Below are 20,367 nucleotides of genomic sequence, written 5' to 3'. Positions count from 1 at the left end.
ACCCGATGCAAGAAACCGCCTTCGGGCGGTTTTTTGTTTATGCGGCTTTTTCCTGCCGTTTTTGCTGTAATCGCCTTTCTTGACCACTGGGGAGTAGATCGAGATGAAGCGTTACCTGTCCGCCCTGGCCGTGATGGCCACGCTGGTCACCGCCACGCCGGCGCTGGCCGACACCCTGCTTGTCGACCGGGCCCGCGAGAAGCCGGCCGGTGCCCTGCCCGTGCGCGGCCAGAGCATGCAGCAGGTGCAGGCGCAGTTCGGTGCGCCGAGCGAACAGCTGCAGCCGCGTGGCGGGCAGAAGCGGCAATGGCCGACCATCAACCGCTGGGTGTACCCGCAGTTCACCGTCTACTTCGAGAAGCAGAAGGTGATCGACGTGGTGGCCAACCAGGCGGACCCGAACGAAATCGGCCCGAAACCGCCGATCCGTTGATCCCTTTACCCGCCGTGGGCGGGCCTGTGTAGCGAGACCATGAACCAGACCCTTCGTTTTCCTGCCGAGTGGGAAGCCCAGAGCGGCGTCCTGATTGCCTGGCCCACCGCCGACACCGACTGGGCTGACCGCCTGGGCCAGGTGGAAGAGACCTACATCGCCCTGGTCGCGGCCATCACCCGCTTCCAGCCGGTGCTGATCTGCGTGGCCGACGACGATGTGGAGACCTATGCCGAAATGCGGCTGCGCTCCAACCGCATCGACATGGACAAGGTCCACTTCACCACGGCCGCCTACGACGACACCTGGCTGCGCGACTCCGGCCCGATCACCCTGCGCCGCGCCGATGGCGGCTTCCAGCTGCTGGATTTCCGCTTCACCGGCTGGGGCGGCAAGTTCGACGCCACCCTCGATGACCAGCTGGTGGGCGTGCTCGACCAGGCCGGCGTGTTCAACGACGCGCCGGTGCGCAGCATTCCGTTTGCACTGGAAGGCGGCGGCATCGAAACCGATGGCGAAGGCACCCTGCTGACCACCTGGAAGTGCCTGCACGAGCGCCACCCGGACCGCGACCGCGCCAGCCTGAGCGCCGACCTGGCCGACTGGCTGCAGCAGGACCGCGTGCTGTGGCTGGACCACGGCTACCTGGAAGGCGACGACACCGACGCCCACATCGACACCCTTGCCCGCTTCGCCTCGGCCGACAGCATCGTCTACCAGGCCTGCGACGACGAAAGCGACTCGCACTACGCCGAGCTGCAGGCGATGGGCAACGAACTGGCCGCGCTGCGCACCAAGGACGGCCAGCCGTACCGCCTGTTCCCGCTGCCGTGGGCACAGCCGGTGATCGACGAAGGCCGCCGACTGGCCGCGTCGTATGCCAACTACCTGATCGTCAATGGCGCGGTGCTGATGCCGGCCTATGGCGATCCGGCTGATGACCTGGCCCGCGACGTGCTGGCGCAGGCCCACCCCGGCCGCGAGATCGTGCAGGTGCCCTGCCGCTCGCTGATCTGGCAGAACGGCAGCCTGCACTGCATCACCATGCAGCTGCCGGAAGGCCTGCTCAAGGCATGACGGTAGTGCCGGCCGCTGGCCGGCAACCCGGCACTGCCTGATGGACCAACGGGATTGCCGGCCAGCGGCCGGTACTCCCCGCTGCGCCATTCAGCGCGCGACACGCCGTCGCCGCCCATCCGCGCTAACATGCAGGTTTTCCCCCGCAGGAACGCCCCGCATGAACTCGCGCAGCCCCCTTACCGTCGCCCTGATCCAGGAGCGCAACCACGGTGATGCCGCCGCCAATCTGGCGGTGATCGAAGCACGCGTGGCCGAGGCGGCTGCGCAGGGTGCCAAGCTGGTGCTGCTGCAGGAACTGCACAACGGCCCTTACTTCTGCCAGCACGAGTCGGTGGACGAGTTCGACCTGGCCGAGCCGATCCCGGGCCCGAGCACCGAGCGCCTGGGCGCGCTGGCGAAGAAGCATGGCGTGGTGCTGGTGGGCTCGCTGTTCGAGCGCCGCGCTGCCGGCCTGTACCACAACACCGCCGTGGTGTTCGAGAAGGACGGCACGCTGCTCGGCAAGTACCGCAAGATGCATATCCCGGATGATCCGGGCTTCTACGAGAAGTTCTACTTCACTCCGGGCGACATCGGTTTCACCCCGATCGATACCTCGGTGGGCCGCCTCGGCGTGCTGGTGTGCTGGGACCAGTGGTACCCGGAAGCGGCGCGCCTGATGGCGCTGGCCGGTGCCGAGCTGCTGCTGTACCCGACCGCGATCGGCTGGGACCCGGACGACGTGCAGGACGAGAAGACCCGCCAGCGCGACGCCTGGGTGCTGAGCCACCGCGGCCACGCCGTGGCCAACGGCCTGCCGGTGCTGAGCTGCAACCGGGTCGGCCACGAGGCCTCGCCGCTGGGCGCCTCGGGCATCCAGTTCTGGGGCAACAGCCACGTGCTGGGCCCGCAGGGCGAATTCCTGGCCGAGGCCGGCACCGACGCCACCGTGCTGCTGTGCGATGTGGACCTGCAGCGCAGCGAGCACGTGCGCCGCATCTGGCCGTTCCTGCGTGATCGCCGCATCGATGCATACGGCGACCTGCTCAAGCGCTACATCGACTGAGCCGGAGCCCGCGCATGGCCGTCCTCATCCGTGATGCCGGCCCGGCCGACATCGACGCGATCACTGCGATCTACGCGGTGGAAGTGACCGACTTCGTCAACACCTACGAGTACGACATCCCGGGCCCGGCCGAGATGCTGCGCCGCATGCGCGACATCATCGACCGTGGCTTCCCCTACCTGGTCGCCGAGATCGACGGCCAGGTGGCCGGCTATGCCTACGCCAACACCTACCGCACCCGTGTGGCCTACCAGTGGACCGTCGAGAATTCGGTCTACGTCGATGCCCGCTTCCAGGGCAACGGCGTCGGCACCGGCCTGCTGCAGGCCTTGATCGACGCCTGCGTGGCACGCGGTTACCGGCAGATGGTGGCGGTGATCGGTGAACCGACCAATACCGCTTCCATCAAGCTGCACGAACGCTTCGGCTTCGAGCTGGTCGGCGTGTTCCGCGGCCTCGGCCGCAAGCACGGCCGCTGGCTGGATACCGTGCAGATGCAGCGCGCGCTCGGCGATGGCGCCGACACCGCACCTTCCAATGAATGAATCCATGACTGAAACCCTTCCCGAGACCGGCGACGACCTGTTCGCCGGACAGCCGGTGCGCGTCGTCGAACGCGACGGCGTGCGCTACACCCTGCTGGGCACCGCCCACGTTTCCCGCGCCAGCGTTGAAGCCGTGGAAAAAGCGATCGACAGCGGTCGCTTCGATGCGGTGGCCGTCGAACTGGACCCGCAGCGCCTGCAGGCGCTGAGCGACCCGGACTCGCTGGCCAAGCTGGACCTGGTGGAAGTGATCCGCAAGGGCCGCGTGGCCCTGTTCGCCGCCAACCTGGCCCTGTCCGCCTACCAGCGACGCCTGGCCGAACAGCTGGACATCGAGCCCGGCGCGGAACTCAAGCGCGCGGTGGAACTGGCCCGCGAGCGTAACCTGCCGGTGCACCTGATCGATCGCGAAGTGGGCCTGACCTTCCGTCGCGCATCCCAGCGACTGGGCTTCTTCGGCAAGCTGAAGCTGGTTGCCGGCCTCGGCGCCGGCCTGTTCTCTTCGGAAGAAGTCGGCGAGAACGAGATCGAGAAGCTCAAGCAGGGCGACATGCTGGAATCGAGCTTCGGCGAGTTCGCCAGCGAGAGCCCGGCGCTGTACGAGACCATCATCGGCGAACGCGACCGCTACATGGCCACGCGCCTGCGCGAGGAGCACACCCCGCAGCAGCGCGAAGTGCTGGCGGTGGTCGGTGCCGGCCATCTGGCCGGGCTGGCGCGCCACCTTGAAACCGACACCGAAGCGCCGGCACCGCTGCGTGCCGAACTGGAAGCGGTGCCTAAGAAGCGCAACATCCCGTGGTTCACGCTGGGCATCCTGGCGATCGTGGCGACCGGCATCGGCGTGGGCTTCTACCGCGGTGGCCTGGGCGTTGGAACCGAACTGCTGGCGACGTGGGCGATGTATACCGGCGGCCTGGCCGGCCTGGGCTGCCTGTTGGCCGGCGGCCATCCCTTGAGCATCCTCACCGCGATCGCGGTGGCCCCGTTCAAGCCGTTCCGCCTGAGCATTCCGACCGGTGCGTTCTCGGCGCTGGTGGAAGCGCGCCTGCGCAAGCCGGCCTACGAGGATTTCCTGAAACTGCGCGACGATGCGCAGAGCCTGAAGGGGTGGTACCGCAACCGCGTCACCCGGGTGGTGCTTACCTTCATGCTGACCAACCTGGGCAGCATGCTCGGCCTGTGGCTGACCACCTTCAAGGTGTGGGGCAAGGTCGCGGGGTAACCGTTTCAACCTTCCACGGAATCTGTAGCGCCCGAGCCCATGCTCGGGCGGTGCGCGACGCGGCGAGCAAAAAAGGGGGAGGCCGCCCCACTACGACCGGCCTCCCCCACACCACAACACGTTGGCGTGCATTACAGCCGGGCAGCGCCCGGCTCTACCCTCTCCAGGCCGCGCGCCCGGCGGATCAACCGCGTCACGGCAGTGCGCAGGTCATCCAGCACCGCATAGATGGTCGGCAGGAACAGCAGGCTGACCACGGTCGAGAACGCCAGGCCGCCGGCAATCGCCCGCGCCATCGGCGAGTACTCCGGGCCATTGCCGAACATCTGCGTATCGGTCAGCGAGATCGGCACCATCGCCAGGATCGCCGTGCCCATGGTCATCATGATCGGGCGCAGGCGTTCGCGTGAGCCCTCCACCAGTGCCTGGGTGCGGCCCATGCCGCCGCGCCGCAGGTTGTTGATGTGCTCGATCATTACGATGCCGTTGTTCACCACCACGCCCATCAGCACCAGGATGCCGATGAAGGACATGATTCCGAACGAAGTGCCGGTGATCCAGAACAGCCAGAACACGCCGAAGATCGAGAACAGCACGCCGCTCATGATCGCCGCCGGGAACAGCAGCGACTCGAACACCGCCGCCATCACCACGTAGATCATCACCAGCGCGATCAGCAGGTTGAACACCATCTGCTGCATCGCCTCGTTGTCGTTGCCGTAGTCGCCGCCGTCGAAGGTGTAGCCATAGCCGGCCGGGAAGCTCATCGGCTTGAGCACCGCTTCAATCGCCTTGCGGCCGTCGGGCGCGGTGATCTTCTCGGCCAGGTTGGCCTTGATGGTCAACGTGGTCTGGCGGTTGGTACGGCCGATCTGGGTGGCCGAGGAGCCGACGTCGACGCTGACCAGGCTCAGCAGCGGCACGCTGCGGCCATCGCCGGTGCGCACGCTGAAACCGGCCAGGTCTTCCGGGCTGCTCTGCTCGGCGCCCGCGAAGCGCACCCACACCGGCACTTCATTGTCACCGCGGCGGAACTCGCGCATCGGTGCACCGCGCAGGGCCAGGCCGACAAAGCTGGCCACCTGTTCGGCATTGAAGCCGAACGCGGCGGCACGCTCACGATCGACGCGCACCTTCAGTTCGCCGCCCTTCTCGCCGTTGTCGATGCGCACGTCGCGCAGCTCGGCGCGCTGGGCCAGCAGCGGCAGCACTTCCTGTCCAATCTCCTGCAGCATGCTGCTGGAGTCGCCGACCAGCTGTACCTGCACGCCCTGGTTGCCGCCACCGCCGCCATCGCCGCCCTGGTTGCCGACGAAGTAATCGGTACGCGCCGACTTCGGCAGGCCCTTGCGCACCTCTTCCTGCAGCGCCTTGATGTCCTTGGCGTACTTCTCGTCCAACGTGACCACGGTCGAGCTGCCTTCCTGCTCGCTGTACCAGGAGTAGACCTGCTTCACGTGCAGGCGCTCACGGTTCTGGTCGATCCAGTTTTCCACCCGCGCCACTTCCTCGGACATCTGGCGGTAGGTGTAGGCGCCTTTCCACATGTAGCCGATGAAGATGTCCTTGCCACCTTCGCCGCCGAACATGTCGACCTTGGTCAGCTTCATCGGCACCAGGCTGACCAGCACCACCAGCAGGATGCCGAGCAGGCTCCAGCCGCGGTTGCGCAGCGACCAGTCCAGCAGCTGCGCATAGCGGCGCTGCAGCCGGGCAATCAGGCCGGTCTGCGAATGCACCAGCTTGGGCGTGGCCATGCGGGCGGACAGCATCGGGATCAGGCTGACCGCCACCAGCCACGAGGCCAGCAGCGAGACCGAGATGGTGATCGCGATCTGCGCCATGAAGATGCTGATGTTGTTGGTCTCGCCGAACAGGTTCGGCACGAACACGATGCAGTGGCACAGGGTGCCGGCGCTGAGCGCGATGGCCACGTTGCGGGTGCCGATAATCGAGGCCAGCCGCGGCTGACCGGGCATGCGCTCGCGCTCCTGGTAGATGCTCTCCACCACCACCACGGCGTTGTCCACGAGCATGCCCACCGCCAGCAGCAGGCCCATCATGGTCAGGATGTTCAGCGTCACCCCGACGAAGTACATGAAGCCCAGGGTGATGGTGAAGCAGATCGGAATGGCCAGGGTCACCATCAGCGTGGAGGGCCAGTGGCGCAGGAAGAAGAACAGCACCGTGATCGACAGGATCAGGCCGACCGCACCGGCCTCGGCCAGCTCCAGCAGCGAGGACGTCACTGCCTTGCCCTGGTTGTCGATCACCTTGATCTGCACGTCGCGCATCGACGCCTCTGCGCGGATCGACTCGACTTCCGCCAGTGCCGCACGCGAGACTTCGACCAGGTTGGCGCTGCGCTCCTTGAAGATGTCCAGGCCGACGGCAGGATTGCCATCCAGGCGGCGGCCGTAACTCATCCGCGCAGGCTTCAGGCGGACGTCGGCAATGTCGCCCAGGCGCAGGCCCTTGGCGTTGATCACCAGGTCACGCATCTCCTGCAGGTCGGTGATCTCGCCCACCGGCTGCACGCGCACGCGCTGGCCGTTGTCGTCGATCTGCCCGGCCGAGATCGAGAAGTTCAGCGTGCGCAGGCGCTCGCTCAGCTCGTTGATGCTCAGGCCATGCGCGTTGAGCCGGTTCGGATCGATGGCGATCTCGACCTCGTTCGGCGGCGCACCGGTGATATCGACGCGCGCCACGCCCGGTATCCGCTCGATGCGCCGCTTGAACTCGCGGTCGAGCATGTCATAGGCGGTGGTCAGGTCGGTGGTGCTGGCCAGGCGTACCTTCAGCACCGGCTGGTCGCTGCTGGACCACTTGAACACGTTGTAGCGCTGCAGGTCGTCGGGCAGGTCACTGCGGATCGCATCGATGCGCTCGCGTGCGTCGGAAGCGGCGATGGCGATGTCCCGGTCCCAGTCACTGAACTCGATGAAGATCGACGCGGCTTCGGACGTGGCCGAGGAACGCATGCGCTTGATCCCGGTCATCGTCGCCAGCGATTCCTCGACCGGGCGGATGATGGTCCGCTCCACTTCCTCCGGCGTCGAACCGGTGTACGGAATCTGCACGAACAGGAACGGCGCGGAGATGTCCGGCAGCGCTTCCAACGGCAACCGGAACGATGCAATCAGGCCGATCACCACCAGCGACACGAAGCACATGATGGTGGTAACCGGACGACGGATGGAGAACTCGGCAACACTCATGCCGGTTCCTCCGCACCTGCTGCACTGCCCGCGGCGCCCGGCTCGATCTCGCCGGCATGCTTGCGGCCACGTTCGCGGTAGTAGGCATCACCGCGACGGTCCATCAGGTCGTACACCACCGGGATCACCAGCAGGGTCAACAGGGTCGACACCAGCAGGCCGCCGATCACGGTGATCGCCATCGGCGCGCGCACTTCGGCGCCCTCGCCCATCGCCACCGCCAGCGGCAGGAAGCCGAACAGCGTGCACAGGGTGGTCATGATGATCGGCCGCAGGCGCGAACGTGCACCTTCCACCAGCGCCTCATGCTTGGCCACGCCGGCCTCGCGCAGCTGGTTGACCTTGTCGATCAGGATGATCGCGTTCTTGGTGACCAGGCCGACCAGCAGGATCAGGCCGATGAACACCACCACCGAGATCGGCTTCCCGGTCAGCGTCAGCGCCAGGATCGCACCGACCAGCGCCAGCGGGATGGTGAACAGGATCACGAACGGATGCAGCAGCGATTCGAACTGCGAGGCCATCACCAGGTAGACCAGGAAGATCGCCAGGCCGAAGGCGAAGATCAGCGACTTCGCTGCCTGCGCCAGTTCCTCGCCCTGGCCACCGATGTGCAGCCCGACGCCCGCGCCCAGCGGCTGCTCGGCCACCATCTGCTGCACTTCGCGCATGGCCGCGCCCAGGTCGATGTCGCGCAGGTTGGCCGACACCACCGCCACGCGCGTCTGATCGGCGCGATGGATCTCGCTGGGGCCGGTGGTGGCCACCACGTCGGCCACCGCGTCCAGGGTGACCGGGCGGGTGCTGCCCGGGTTGACGATCAAGCGACGGATGCTCTCCACGCTGGCGCGGTCGCCTTCCTGCGCACGCACCAGCACGTCGATCTTGCGGTCGCGGAAGCTGTAGCGGGTGGCCACGTCGCCGCGTACCTTCTTCACCACCACGTCGGCGATCTGGCGGGTGGTCAGGCCCAGCGCACCGGCACGCTCCTGGTCGAAACGGATCTGGATTTCCGGGAATCCCTCTTCCACCGTCGACTTCACGTCGGCGTAGTGCGCATTGCCGCGCAGCAGCGCCGCCAGGCGCTGGCCGGCCACTTCCAGGGTCGCCATGTCCTGCCCGCGCAGTTCGATTTCCAGCGGCGTGGAGAAGCTGAACAACGCCGGTCGCGCGAAGTCGACCTGTGCGCCCGGATGTTGGGTCATGGTGTCGCGCAGGCGCTCGGTGATCGCCGCCTCGGTACGCGGGTTGCCGCCGCCTTCCATCACCACGGTCAGCTTGCCGATGTTCTCGCCGCTTTCGGTCGGGCTGGCATCCAAGCGCGTCCCGCTGCCGCTGACGCCGTACAGCGAGGCCACGCCTTCGCCCTTGCCATGCGCCAGCTGCAACTCGCGCACCAGCGCATCGGTCTGCTTCAGCGGCGTGCCGGCGGGCAGCTTCACCGTCATCTCGAAGCGGTCCTGCGCCAACTGCGGGATCAGGTCGGCACCGAGCATCGGCACCAGCGCCATGGTCGCCACGAAGATGATCGTCGCCACGCCCAGCACCTTGCCGGGATGGGCCAGCGCGCTCGGCAGCAGGCGCAGGTAACCGCGCTCGGCACCCGCGTAAGGCTTCATTGCCAGATCGCTGGCCCTGCGCATCACCGGCCCGATCACGGCCACCACGCCGCGCCACACGCGCACCACCAACCAGGCCAGCGCATAGAAGCCCCAGCGCACGGTCGCCACCGCGCCACGACGACCCAACGCAACCGGCTTCTGCCAGCGGTTCTGCGGCTGCCACGGTGCGTTCGGCGCTTCTTCCGGGAACGCCAGCGGCGGCCGTCCCTTCAGCGAGCTGAGCATTGGAATCAGGGTCATCGACACCAGCAGCGAGATCGCAATAGCGATCGCCACGGTCAGCGCCTGGTCACGGAACAGCTGCCCGGCAATGCCTTCGACGAACACCAGCGGCAGGAACACGGCGATGGTGGTCAGGGTCGAGGCGACCACCGCCATGCTCACTTCGCGGGTACCGGCAATGGCCGACTGCAGGATGCCCAGCCCACGTTCGCGCGCCTTGGCGATGCTCTCCAGCACCACGATCGAATCGTCCACCACCAGGCCGGTGGCCAAGGCCAGGCCACCCAGTGACATCACGTTCAAGCTCAGGCCGAGCTGGCCCATGAAGAAGAACGTGGCGATGATCGAGACCGGCAGCGACAGGCTGATCACGAAGGTGCTCCAGCCATCACGCAGGAACAGGAAGATGATCAGGATCGCCAGCAGGCCACCGATCACCGCGTCCTTCTTGACGTCGGCGATGGCGTGCTCGATGAAGCGCGACTGGTCCTCGATCGTGGTCATCTCGACATCGGCCGGGAACGTGCCCTTGATCTGCTCCAGGCGCTTGCGCAGCGCTTCGGCGGTGGACACGGTGTTGGCGTCGCCTTCCTTGTAGATCGCCAGCTCGACCGATTCCTTGCCGCCCAGGCGGATCACCGCTTCGCGTTCCTTGTAGCCCTGGCGCACGGTGGCCACGTCCTTCAGGCGCACCGGCACACCGTTGGCGACCACGCTGGAACCGCCGCCGGACGATGCGCTCTGTGCCGCCGACGCCGCCGCGATGGCCGCCGCCGAACCGGTCGAGGCGGCAATGTTGAACATCTGCTGCAGCGCCGAATCCGCCGCGCTGCCGTTCGACGCCTGGGTGGTGACCAGCAGGTTGCGGATCTCCTCCAGGTCGGCGAACTGGTTGACGGTACGTACCAGGAAGCGCTGCGAACCTTCCTCCAAGCGGCCGCCGGAGATGTTGATGTTCTCGTCCTTCAGGCGCTTGATGACGGTGTCGATCGGCAGGTTCAGCTGGGCAAGCTTCTGCTGGTCGATGTCGACCTGGATCTCGTCTTCCAGGCCGCCGCCGACCTTGACCGCAGCGACGCCGGTGACCGGCTCCAGCTTCTTCTTCAGGTCTTCATCGGCATAGCGGCGCAGGCCGGTCAGCTCGCGGATCGCGTCGGCATCGCTGGCCGGTGCGGTCTTGCTGGACAGCACCAGGCGCATGATCGGCTCGGTGGACGGATTGAAGCGCAGCAGCACCGGAGCCTTGGCCTCCAGTGGCAGGTTCAGCGCTTCCATCTTGTCGCGCACCTCCAGGCTGGCCTGGTCCATGTTGGTGCCCCAGGCGAACTCCAGCACCACGTCGCTCTGGCCGGTGCGCGAGACCGACTTCAGCTTGCGCAGGTTCTTGACCACGCCCACCGCTTCTTCGACCGGCTGGGTGATCAACGTTTCGATTTCGGTCGGCGCCGCACCGGTGTATTCGGTGCGCACGGTCAGCGTCGGGTAGCTCAGGTCGGGCAGCAGGTTGACCTTGAGGTTGCCCAGCGCGATCAGGCCGAACAGCAGCAGGGTGACCGTGCACATGGCGATGGTCACGCGGCGGCGGGTGGCGAACTCCACCAGGCCGCCGCGCATGCCGGCGGCGGCGCCGTCGCTCGCCGGCGAGGCACCGTGGTCGTGGCCCGGGGCGGTCATTGCTTGCTCCCGGCCTTGTCTGCGGGCTTGGCGGCCGCTGCGACCGTCTTCGCCTTGGCCTTCGGGTCGGCAATCACCTGCACCGCGGTGCCGTCGCGCAGCGCGACCTTGCCGGCGGTGACCACCTGATCACCGGCCGCCAGGCCATCACGGATCTCCACCCACGGGCCCTCGGCGTAACCCAGCTTGACCGGAACGCGTGCGACCTTGCCTTCGCGCACCCGGAACACCGCCGGCTCACCGTCGTCGAGCAACGAAAGGCGTGGCACCACCAGCGCATCGGCACGCTGGTCGTAATCGATGCGGATGCGTCCGAACATGCCGGGCTGCAGCGCGTGCGCGGCGCCATCGAAGGCGCTGACCACGCGAAACGTGCCGCTGCCCGAATCGACCACCGGTGCGATGCGATCGACGGTACCGGTGAAACTCTGGCCCGGCAGCGCATCGGCAGCCAGCGTCACCGGCTGGCCGGCACGCAGCGTGGCCAGCTCGCGCTCGGGCACGTTGAGCGTGGCTTCCAGCCGCGAGTTGTCGACGATGCGGAAGATCGGCGTGTTGATCTGCACGAAGTTGCCGGTCTTGATCGAGCGCGACGCGATGACGCCGGAGATCGGCGCGACCACCGTCGTGTAGGACAGCTCCAGCGTGGCCAGGCGGTACTGCGCGCGGACGTTCTCCAGGTCATAGCGCAGCTGGTCGACGTCGGCGGCGCTGACCATCTGCTGGCCGACCAGCTTCTGCGCGCGCTGGTAGTTGTTTTCCAGCTTGCGCATCTGCGCTTCGCTCTGCGCCACGGCCAGGCGTGCGCGGTCCGGATCCAGGCGCACCAGCGGCTGGCCGGCGGTCACCCGCTGTCCTTCCTCCACCAGCACCGCCAGCGCCACGCCCGAGGTCTTGGCCACCACCTGCGATTCGGCGCGCGGCTCCAGTGCGGCGGTGCCGGTGTAGCTGGCCGCGACCGCGCGGTGGCTGGCCACCGCCACCTCGACCGGCACAGCGTCGACCTTCTTTTCTTCCTTGGTCTCGGCGGCCTTGGCTTCGGAATTGGGCCCTGCGGCGCAACCGCCCAGCAGCAGGGAGGTGGAGATCAGCAGTGCGGCAGCGCAGATTCCGCTGCGACGGCCGGACAGGAAGGTTGGGTGCGACATCGTCAGGTCCCTGGAGGATGCGTGGACAGGTGTGGTAGCAAAGTAATGCACCACTTCACGGCAACACCATATCCCAAAGGTCATGGTGTCTTCACGCCACGGGTCGGCCCACCCCCATTTCAGCTAGATGAAACCTGAGGCTATACTCGGGTCGTTCCGTACCCCACGCCGGAACGACCAGACCCGAATCCCCGGAAACGACACCATGCGCCCGCAGCCGCTCGCCGCTTGTCTCGCTCTGGCCGTCCTCCTGCCCTTTGGGGCCGCCGCACAGCCCGCTCCTGCTTCTGCTCCTGCAACACCCGCCCCGGCCCCGGCTCCCGCCGCTGTGCCGGCGCCGGCCGCGCCTGCCGGCAACTTCGACAATGGCCGCGTGCTGGCCTACACCTGCCAGGGGTGCCACGGCATCACCGGGTACAAGAACGCCTATCCCAGTTATCGGGTGCCGAAGATCGGCGGCCAGACCCAGCAGTACCTGGCCCAGGCCCTGGCCGAGTACCGCCAGGGCAAGCGCCGGCACCCAACGATGCAGGCGCAGTCGATGAGCTTCAGCGAACAGGAGATCGCCGATCTCTCTGTTTACCTGTCCACCGTCAAGTAAGGCCCGCCCATGTCGAAAGCCGCGCATCCGATGCGTCATGCCATCGCCCTGTCCGTTGCCCTGCTGCTGGCCGCCTGTTCGCAGTCGCAGGTGGAAAACAGCGAGAAATCCGCCGCCGACCCGGGCCATGCCAGCGGCGAACACGGTTCTTCCTCATCGGCCGGCCTGCCTGCAGGCCGCGAGGCCGCCGGCGAAGCCCGCGCCAAGGTGAAGGGCAAGGCCACCAACCAGAGCTGCATCGACTGCCACGGGGCGGACGGCAATGCGCCGATCGATGCGACGTACCCGAAGCTGGGTGGCCAGTACGGTGACTACCTGGCGCATGCCCTGCAGGCCTACCGCGCCGGTGATCGCCAGCATGCGCTGATGACACCGCAGGCGAAGGACCTGAGCGATCAGGACATTGCCGATCTGGCCGCGTACTTCGGCAGCCGGCCGAGCCAGCTGCGGGATCTGCACGGGGTCAAATGACGGCCGGCCCCGGTGGGTGCGGACCTTGGTCCGCACTGATGCCGCCATCCACGCATGGCGTGGATCTACCAGGCATCGGCTCCGGTAGGTGCGGACCTTGGTCCGCACTGATGCCGCCATCCACGCATGGCGTGGATCTACCAGGCATCGGCGTCGGTGGGTGTGGACCTTGGTCCGCACTGATGCCGCCATCCACGCATGGCGTGGATCTACCAGGCATCGGCGTCGGTGGGTGCGGACCTTGGTCCGCACTGATGCCGCCATCCACGCATGGCGTAGATCTACCAGGCATCGGCGTCGGTGGGTGCGGACCTTGGTCCGCACTGATGCCGCCATCCACGCATGGCGTGGATCTACCGGGCATTGGCTCCGGTAGGTGCGGACCGTTGGTCCGCACGAACCCGACCGGCGCTCAGCCTTCCAGTTCTTCCCAGCGCGCGTACGCGGCATCCAGCTCGGCCTGGACCTTGGCCAGCTGCTGCGTGTGCGCCGTCACTTCGGCACTGCTGCGGGTGTAGAACGAGGGGTCGTTCATCGCCGAGGTCAGCCCTTCGACGTCGCCTTCCAACTTCTCGATGGTCTTGGGCAGCTGTTCCAGTTCGCGCGCTTCCTTGTAGGCCAGCTTGCGCTTGGGCGCGGCGGGGGTAGCCGCCGCAGCAGCCGGTGCCGCTGCGGCCGGCTTTGCTGCCGGGGCCGCGGCAGGTGCGGCGATGCTGGCCGCATAACGCTGCCAGTCGCTGTAGCCGCCCACGTACTCGCCGATCACGCCGTCGCCTTCCATCACCAGCGTGGAGGTCACCACGTTGTCGATGAAGTCACGGTCGTGGCTGACCAGCAGCAGGGTGCCGGTGTACTCGCCCAGCAGCTCTTCCAGCAGCTCCAGGGTTTCCACGTCGAGGTCGTTGGTCGGTTCGTCCATCACCAGCAGGTTGGACGGCTGCGCGAACAGCTTGGCCAGCAGCAGGCGGTTGCGCTCGCCACCGGACAGGCGGGTGATCGGCGCACGCGCGCGTTCCGGGGTGAACATGAAGTCCTGCAGGTAGGCATGCACGTGCTTGCGCTTGCCGTTGAACTCGAGGAAATCACGGCCTTCGGCCACGTTCTCGATCGCGCTCCAGTCTTCGCGCAGCACCGCGCGGTACTGGTCGAAATAGGCGATCTGCAGGTTGGTACCGGGATTGACTTCACCCTTCTGTGGCTGCAGTTCGCCCAGCAACAGCTTCAGCAGCGTGGTCTTGCCGCTGCCGTTGGGGCCGATCAGGCCGATGCGGTCGCCGCGCAGGATGGTGGTGCTGAAGTCGCGCACCATGGTGCGCTCGCCGAAAGCGAACGAAATGTCCTTGACGTCGATGACCTTCTTGCCCGAGCTGACGCCCTGGGCGGCTTCCATCTTGACGTTGCCGCTGAGGTCGCGGCGCTGCGAGCGCTCAGTGCGCATCGCTTTCAGGCGGCGCACGCGGCCTTCGTCGCGGGTTCGACGGGCCTTGATGCCCTGGCGGATCCAGACTTCTTCCTGCGCCAGCAGCTTGTCGAAGCGTGCGTTTTCCTGCGCCTGCGCGTTGAGGCGTTCCTCGCGGCGGCGCTCGTAGTTGGCCCAGTCGCCCGGCCAGCTGGTGACCTGGCCGCGATCGATCTCGACGATGCGGGTGGCCAGCGCACGCAGGAAGCGGCGGTCATGGGTGACGAACACCACGCTGCCGCTCCAGCCCTTCAGGAACGCTTCGAGCCAGTCGATGGCTTCGATGTCGAGGTGGTTGGTCGGTTCGTCCAGCAGCAGCACGTCCGGACTGGACACCAGCGCGCGCGCCAGCAGCACGCGGCGCTTCATGCCGCCGGACAGGCGGCCGAATTCGGCTTCGCCATCGAGGTCGAGCTTGGTCAGGGTTTCGCTGACGCGCTGGTCCAGGCCCCAGCCGTTGGCGGCGTCGATCTTGGCCTGCACGTTGCCCAGCGCTTCGCCATCGAAGACCTCGGCGTGGCTGAGGTGGTGGAACTCGGCCAGCCACTGGCCCAGTTCGCCCAGGCCATCGGCGACGACGTCGAACACCGAGCCGGCGGCGCCATGCGGCACTTCCTGCTCCAAGCGGGTGACGCGCACGCCCTGCTGCACGCGGACTTCGCCGTCATCGGGCTTGTGGTCGCCGGACAGCAGCTTGAGCAGGGTGGATTTGCCGGCGCCGTTGCGGCCGATCAGGGCGATGCGTTCGCCCGGCTCGATCGACAGTTCGGCCTTTTCCAGCAACAACGGGCCGCCGACGCTGAAGTCGACGTTCTGCAGAGTAATCAGAGGCATCCGGATATTGTACGGGTTGGGGGCGTCGGCCGGGTTGCACCCGGCACCCGCAGAGGCAACGGCCGCAGCCAAAGCAACGTCAAAAGCGGCTTACGGTGGCAGGCGGGGCGGTGTGGGGCTGCAGGACACGCCGTAAACCCGTCCCTGGGGGCTCGATGGCGCCATCCATGGCGCCAACGGTCCTGCAGCCCCACACCGCCCCGCCTCTGACGGTTCATCGCGATCTGTCGGAACGGCATTCTGCTCTGGTGGGTGCCGACCTTGGTCGGCACGGTAGATCCACGCCATGCGTGGATGAGCGCTACAGAGAAGTGTCGAGAGATGGAATCGACCGGGAATCTGATGGCCTACCCCACCTCCCCCAACAACGCCTGCAACCCCGGCAGCCAGTGCTTGCCGGGGTGGCGTACCAGCCACAGGGTGCGCTGCAGGGCCGGCAGCGGGGTGTCCAGCACGCGCAGGCGGCCCAGCGCCAGCGGCTCTTCCAGCGCGTGGCGCGAGAGGCAGGCCAGGCCGAGGCCGGCGATCGCGGCCTGCTTGATCGCTTCGGTATTGCCCAGCTGCAGGGTTTGGGCGAATCCGCGCAGGTGCGGCAGCAGCGCCTGTTCGACCGCCTCACGGGTGCCGGAGCCGGGTTCGCGCAGCAGCCAGCGCGCGCGGCGTAGTTCATCCAGTGTCCATCGCGCCGGGGCGTCGGCGGCCGCGACGATCACCAAGGGATCCTGCTGCCAGGCAGTCACCTGCAGGCCACGCTCATGGCACGGGCCTTCAATCAGGCCGGCATCCACATCAAGGCGCTGCACGGCGGCAACCACACCTGCGCTGTTGTCGATGCGCAGGTCGACCTCGGCCTGCGGCGCCTGCCGCAGCAGCTCGGCGATGCGCGGCGGCAGCAGGTAGTTGCCGATGGTGGTACTGGCGGCCAGCACCAGCCGCAGTGGCGCCCCCTGCGCCAGGTCGCCGCCCGCGGCCAGCTGCCGCTCCAGGTCGGCGGCGTTGACCAACAGCGTGCGCGCCGGCTCCAGCAGTGCGCGGCCATGTCCGTTCAGGGCCAGGCGGCGGCCGATGCGGTCGAACAGCGGCGTACCGAAATGTGCCTCCAGCTCCTGCAGGGCGGCACTGCTGGCCGACTGCGAGAGTGCGATGGCCTGACCGGCGGCGGTGGTGCTGCCGTGATCGGCGATGGCGACGAAGACCTGCAGCTGGCGCAACGTCAGGCGCATGGAAATTACCCGTTCTATAGGTAGGTTTCACCCATATTATTCGTTTTACAGGTCAATCACACAGGCGCACGCTGGCGCCATCACTCCAGCCCCGCCCTCGTCATGAACGCCCCTGCCCTCTCCCCCTGGTCCCTGCCCGCCTTGCGCCAACGCTGGCAACCGCGCCTGCCCGGCCTGTTGCTGGTCGGCCTGATCGCGGCGGCGTCGCTGTACCTGGCCGAGCTGTCGTGGCTGCAGGCGCATGGCCTGAGCGCGCTGACCGTGGCCATCGTCGGCGGCATCGTGATCGGCAACACGTTCTATCCACGGCTGGCACCAAGCAGCGCTGCCGGCGTCGGTTTCTCCAAGCACTGGCTGCTGCGCGCCGGCATCGTGTTGTACGGCCTGCGCCTGACCTTCCAGGACATCGGCCATGTCGGCGTCAGCGGTGTGCTGATGGACGTGCTGGTGGTCGCCAGCACCTTCGGGCTGGCCTGCTGGCTGGGCGTGCGCATTTTCAGGATGGAGCGCGAGGCGGCGATGCTGATCGGTGCCGGCAGCGCGATCTGCGGCGCGGCCGCGGTGATGGCCGCCGAGCCGGTGGTGCGCGGCCGCGCAGCACAGGTCACGGTGGCGGTATCGACGGTGGTGGTGTTCGGCACGCTGGCGATGTTCCTGTACCCGGCACTGTATGCACTGGTGCAGTCGCATGGCTGGCTGGCCATGGACGCACGCCAGTACGGCCTGTTCACCGGCGCGACGGTGCATGAAGTGGCGCAGGTGGTGGCCGCAGGCCGTGCGGTCAGTGAAGCCGCCGCCGATACCGCGGTGATCACCAAGATGGTGCGGGTGATGCTGCTGGCGCCGTTCCTGGTGGCGCTATCACTGTGGCTGGCGCGCGGCGGCAAGGCCAGCGCCGACGGCAGCAAGGCGCGCATCGTGGTGCCGTGGTTCGCATTCGGTTTCGTGGCGGTGGCCGGGTTCAACTCACTGCATCTGCTTCCGGCCGGCCTGCAGGCCGGGCTGGTGCAGCTGGATACCGTGCTGCTGGCGATGGCGATGGCCGCACTCGGCCTGACCACTCACGTCTCGGCGCTGCGCCAGGCGGGGCTGAAGCCGCTGCTGTTGGCCTTGATCCTGTTTGCTTGGCTGCTGTTTGGTGGCCTGGCGATCCACCAGGGCGTGCTGGCGGTGCTGGGCTGAGCAAGAGCGTGCCGACCAAGGTCGGCACCCACCAGTAGATCCACGCCATGCGTGGATGGCGGCTCCGATGGGGGCAGGAGCCCTTTCCTGCGGAAAGCGATCCGACCCCACCCCATTAGACGGGGGCGGCCGCGCGGACGGGTACAATGCGCCATGACTGACTTCTCGACCCTGCCGCTGAGCCCGGCCCTGCAGCCCGGCCTGGATGCCCTCGGCTACACCACCCTCACCCCCGTGCAGGCGCAGAGCCTGCCGGCCATCCTCGATGGCCGTGATGTGATCGCACAGGCGCCGACCGGCAGCGGCAAGACCGCCGCCTTCGGCCTGGGCCTGCTGCAGTCCATCGACCCCAGCCTGATCCGCGTGCAGGCGCTGGTGCTGTGCCCGACCCGCGAACTGGCCGACCAGGTCGGCAAGCAGATCCGCAAGCTGGCCACCGGCATTCCCAACCTGAAGCTGCTGCTGCTGGTGGGCGGCGTGCCGCTGGGCCCGCAGCTGGCGTCGCTGGAAGGCCACGACCCGCACGTGGTGGTCGGCACGCCCGGCCGCGTGCAGGAACTGGCACGCAAGCGCGCGCTGAATCTGGGTGCGGTGCGCACGCTGGTGCTGGACGAGGCCGACCGCATGCTCGACATGGGCTTCGAGGAGCCGATCCGCGAGATCGCCGGCCGCACCCACAAGGATCGCCAGAGCCTGCTGTTCTCGGCCACCTTCCCCGACAGCATCCGTGCCATGGCACGCGACCTGCTGCGCGACGCGGTGGAAGTGACCGTGGAAGGCGCCGACCAGGCACCGGCGATCCGCCATCTGTTCTGCGAGGTGGAACCGGCACACCGACAGAAGGCACTGGCCGGCCTGCTGCTGAAGTACACACCGGAATCGGCGGTGGTGTTCTGCAACACCCGCAAGGACGTGGACGAAGTGGCCAACTCGCTGCAGCAGTTCGGCTTCTCCGCCCTCGCCCTGCACGGCGACATGGAGCAGCGCGACCGCGAGGAAGTGCTGCTGTTGCTGGCCAACCGCAGCTGCAACGTGCTGGTGGCCAGCGACGTGGCCGCGCGCGGGCTGGACGTTGAAGAGCTTGCGGCGGTGATCAACTACGAACTGCCGACCGACGTGGAGAGCTACCAGCACCGCGTGGGCCGTACCGGCCGCGCCGGTGCCAGCGGCCTGGCGATCAGCCTGGTGGCCGGCCGCGAAAAGAACCGTGCCGAAGCGATCGAAGCGCAGATGGGTCAGCCGCTGGACTGGCAGAAAACGCCGCTGGCGACTTCGCGCCCGGCCGAACTGCCGCAAGCGGCGATGCGCACGCTGCGCATCGATGGTGGCAAGACCGACAAGCTGCGCCCGGGCGATATCCTCGGTGCGCTGACCGGTGACGCTGGCCTGTCGAGCAAGTTCATCGGCAAGATCGCGATCTTCCCGACCCGCTCCTACGTGGCGATTGCCCGTGAGCAGGCCAACAAGGCCGTGGCGAAGCTGGAAGCCGGCAAGATCAAGGGCCGTCGATTCCGTGTGCGGATGATGTAATGACCTGACCGGGTGGGTGCCAACCAAGGTTGGCAACTACCGGTTCACGGCAATTCGCTCTGGTAGGTGCCAACCTTGGTTGGCACTCACCCTACGATCAGAACACCAGTTCGGTGTGCAGTGGCAGATCCGCTTCCCAGCGGGCGCGGCCGCCGAGGCCGTCCAACTCGACCAGCACGCCGGCGCCGACCACGTCGACCCCCAGGCGGCGCACCAGCGACAACGCGGCGACCAGCGTACCGCCGGTAGCCAGCACGTCATCGATGATCGCCACGCGCGCGCCGGACGGCAGCGCATCGGCGTGCACCTCGATGCAGTCGCTGCGGTATTCCAGCGTGTACTCCTCGCGCAGTACCTGGCCCGGCAGCTTGCCCGGCTTGCGCACCGGCACGAAGCCCACGCCCAGTTCCAGCGCCATCGCGGCACCGAGGATGAAGCCTCGCGATTCAATGCCGACCACTGCATCCAGCTTCTGGTCGCGCCAACGGTCGGCCATCGCGGTGATGGCACCACGGAAGTCCTCGCCGTGGGCGAGCAGCGGCATGATGTCCTTGAACAGGATGCCGGGCTTGGGGAAGTCGGCGATGTCGCGCAGGCGGGAGGCCCACTGCGGAGCGACGAGGGCGTCGGTCATGTCACGTTGGTTATCTGATGGCGGCATAGGGTACCTGTTCCGGGCGCCGCCTGCCTGGTGAGGGGTGTCGGCCGGGCTGCGCCCGGCACCTGCAGAGGCTTAAAGCCAAGGCGACGGCAAAAGCTCGTTTCCTGAGGGATGGCGGGGTGGGTCCGGTTGCGGGAGACGCCGTAAACCCATCCATGGGGGCTTGGCCGCGGCATCCATGCCGCGGACACTCC

15 protein-coding genes are annotated in these 20,367 nt (G+C 67.4%); 9 read left to right on the top strand and 6 right to left on the bottom strand.

Going from position 1 to position 20,367, the window contains the following annotated elements:
* The first annotated feature begins 133 nt into the window (after positions 1 to 133).
* The 5 genes from ACMZPQ_RS15820 to ACMZPQ_RS15800 all read left to right on the top strand — a co-directional run bounded on the left by ACMZPQ_RS15820 (position 134) and on the right by ACMZPQ_RS15800 (position 4,328).
* Positions 134 to 433, top strand: a complete 300-nt coding sequence (locus tag ACMZPQ_RS15820; RefSeq protein WP_312645887.1) for a hypothetical protein — start codon at positions 134 to 136, stop codon at positions 431 to 433.
* A gap of 39 nt (positions 434 to 472) precedes the next feature.
* Entirely contained in the window at positions 473 to 1,510 is a 1,038-nt protein-coding gene (locus ACMZPQ_RS15815) for an agmatine deiminase family protein (RefSeq protein WP_005413039.1), read from the top strand.
* 160 nt (positions 1,511 to 1,670) lie between these two features.
* A complete protein-coding gene (locus tag ACMZPQ_RS15810; protein ID WP_049442792.1) occupies positions 1,671 to 2,558 on the top strand; it encodes a carbon-nitrogen hydrolase in 888 nt (295 codons plus the stop codon).
* A 14-nt stretch (positions 2,559 to 2,572) separates the two neighbouring features.
* A complete protein-coding gene (locus ACMZPQ_RS15805) occupies positions 2,573 to 3,103 on the top strand; it encodes a GNAT family N-acetyltransferase (RefSeq protein ID WP_197582095.1) in 531 nt (176 codons plus the stop codon).
* Positions 3,104 to 3,107: 4 nt separating this feature from the next.
* Positions 3,108 to 4,328: a TraB/GumN family protein gene (locus ACMZPQ_RS15800; RefSeq protein ID WP_414486247.1), complete on the top strand. Its 1,221-nt coding sequence runs from the start codon at positions 3,108 to 3,110 to the stop codon at positions 4,326 to 4,328.
* Positions 4,329 to 4,459: 131 nt separating this feature from the next.
* Here ACMZPQ_RS15800 and ACMZPQ_RS15795 read toward each other — a convergent pair whose 3' ends face one another.
* From ACMZPQ_RS15795 to ACMZPQ_RS15785, 3 genes are read right to left on the bottom strand one after another with little or no spacing between them, the layout of a single operon-like run.
* Positions 4,460 to 7,546, bottom strand: coding sequence for an efflux RND transporter permease subunit (locus ACMZPQ_RS15795; RefSeq protein ID WP_414486246.1), 3,087 nt, complete (start codon positions 7,544 to 7,546; stop codon positions 4,460 to 4,462).
* On the bottom strand, positions 7,543 to 11,064 hold the full coding sequence (locus tag ACMZPQ_RS15790) for an efflux RND transporter permease subunit (protein WP_197582092.1): 3,522 nt from the start codon (positions 11,062 to 11,064) through the stop codon (positions 7,543 to 7,545). Before ACMZPQ_RS15790 ends, ACMZPQ_RS15795 begins: the two co-directional genes overlap by 4 nt.
* Positions 11,061 to 12,212, bottom strand: a complete 1,152-nt coding sequence (locus ACMZPQ_RS15785) for an efflux RND transporter periplasmic adaptor subunit (protein ID WP_197582091.1) — start codon at positions 12,210 to 12,212, stop codon at positions 11,061 to 11,063. Before ACMZPQ_RS15785 ends, ACMZPQ_RS15790 begins: the two co-directional genes overlap by 4 nt.
* Positions 12,213 to 12,417: 205 nt before the next feature.
* Between ACMZPQ_RS15785 and ACMZPQ_RS15780 the strand changes: the two genes are divergently transcribed.
* Positions 12,418 to 12,813, top strand: coding sequence for a c-type cytochrome (locus tag ACMZPQ_RS15780; protein ID WP_414486245.1), 396 nt, complete (start codon positions 12,418 to 12,420; stop codon positions 12,811 to 12,813).
* A gap of 9 nt (positions 12,814 to 12,822) precedes the next feature.
* Positions 12,823 to 13,284, top strand: coding sequence for a c-type cytochrome (locus ACMZPQ_RS15775; RefSeq protein WP_006430887.1), 462 nt, complete (start codon positions 12,823 to 12,825; stop codon positions 13,282 to 13,284).
* Positions 13,285 to 13,696: 412 nt separating this feature from the next.
* On the opposite strand, the gene ACMZPQ_RS15770 is transcribed toward ACMZPQ_RS15775, so the two are convergent.
* Both ACMZPQ_RS15770 and ACMZPQ_RS15765 read right to left on the bottom strand, forming a co-directional pair.
* The gene (locus ACMZPQ_RS15770; protein WP_197582087.1) at positions 13,697 to 15,577 is read right to left on the bottom strand and encodes an ATP-binding cassette domain-containing protein; all 1,881 of its coding nucleotides are present in this window, start codon (positions 15,575 to 15,577) and stop codon (positions 13,697 to 13,699) included.
* A gap of 347 nt (positions 15,578 to 15,924) precedes the next feature.
* The gene (locus ACMZPQ_RS15765) at positions 15,925 to 16,800 is read right to left on the bottom strand and encodes a LysR family transcriptional regulator (protein WP_197584323.1); all 876 of its coding nucleotides are present in this window, start codon (positions 16,798 to 16,800) and stop codon (positions 15,925 to 15,927) included.
* Between the two features lie 102 nt (positions 16,801 to 16,902).
* Between ACMZPQ_RS15765 and ACMZPQ_RS15760 the strand changes: the two genes are divergently transcribed.
* Positions 16,903 to 17,982 (top strand): YeiH family protein, encoded by a 1,080-nt coding sequence (locus ACMZPQ_RS15760; protein ID WP_197584321.1) that lies wholly within the window; start codon positions 16,903 to 16,905, stop codon positions 17,980 to 17,982.
* 153 nt (positions 17,983 to 18,135) lie between these two features.
* Entirely contained in the window at positions 18,136 to 19,512 is a 1,377-nt protein-coding gene (gene dbpA, locus ACMZPQ_RS15755; protein WP_197584319.1) for an ATP-dependent RNA helicase DbpA, read from the top strand.
* Between the two features lie 97 nt (positions 19,513 to 19,609).
* Here dbpA and ACMZPQ_RS15750 read toward each other — a convergent pair whose 3' ends face one another.
* Positions 19,610 to 20,146, bottom strand: a complete 537-nt coding sequence (locus ACMZPQ_RS15750; RefSeq protein ID WP_197584317.1) for an adenine phosphoribosyltransferase — start codon at positions 20,144 to 20,146, stop codon at positions 19,610 to 19,612.
* Positions 20,147 to 20,367: the final 221 nt, after the last annotated feature.

Source organism: Stenotrophomonas maltophilia, assembly GCF_047497515.2.
Classification (GTDB): domain Bacteria; phylum Pseudomonadota; class Gammaproteobacteria; order Xanthomonadales; family Xanthomonadaceae; genus Stenotrophomonas.
The sequence above is the reverse complement of the archived record's forward strand: the minus strand, read 5'-3'. Positions and strand labels throughout refer to the sequence as shown.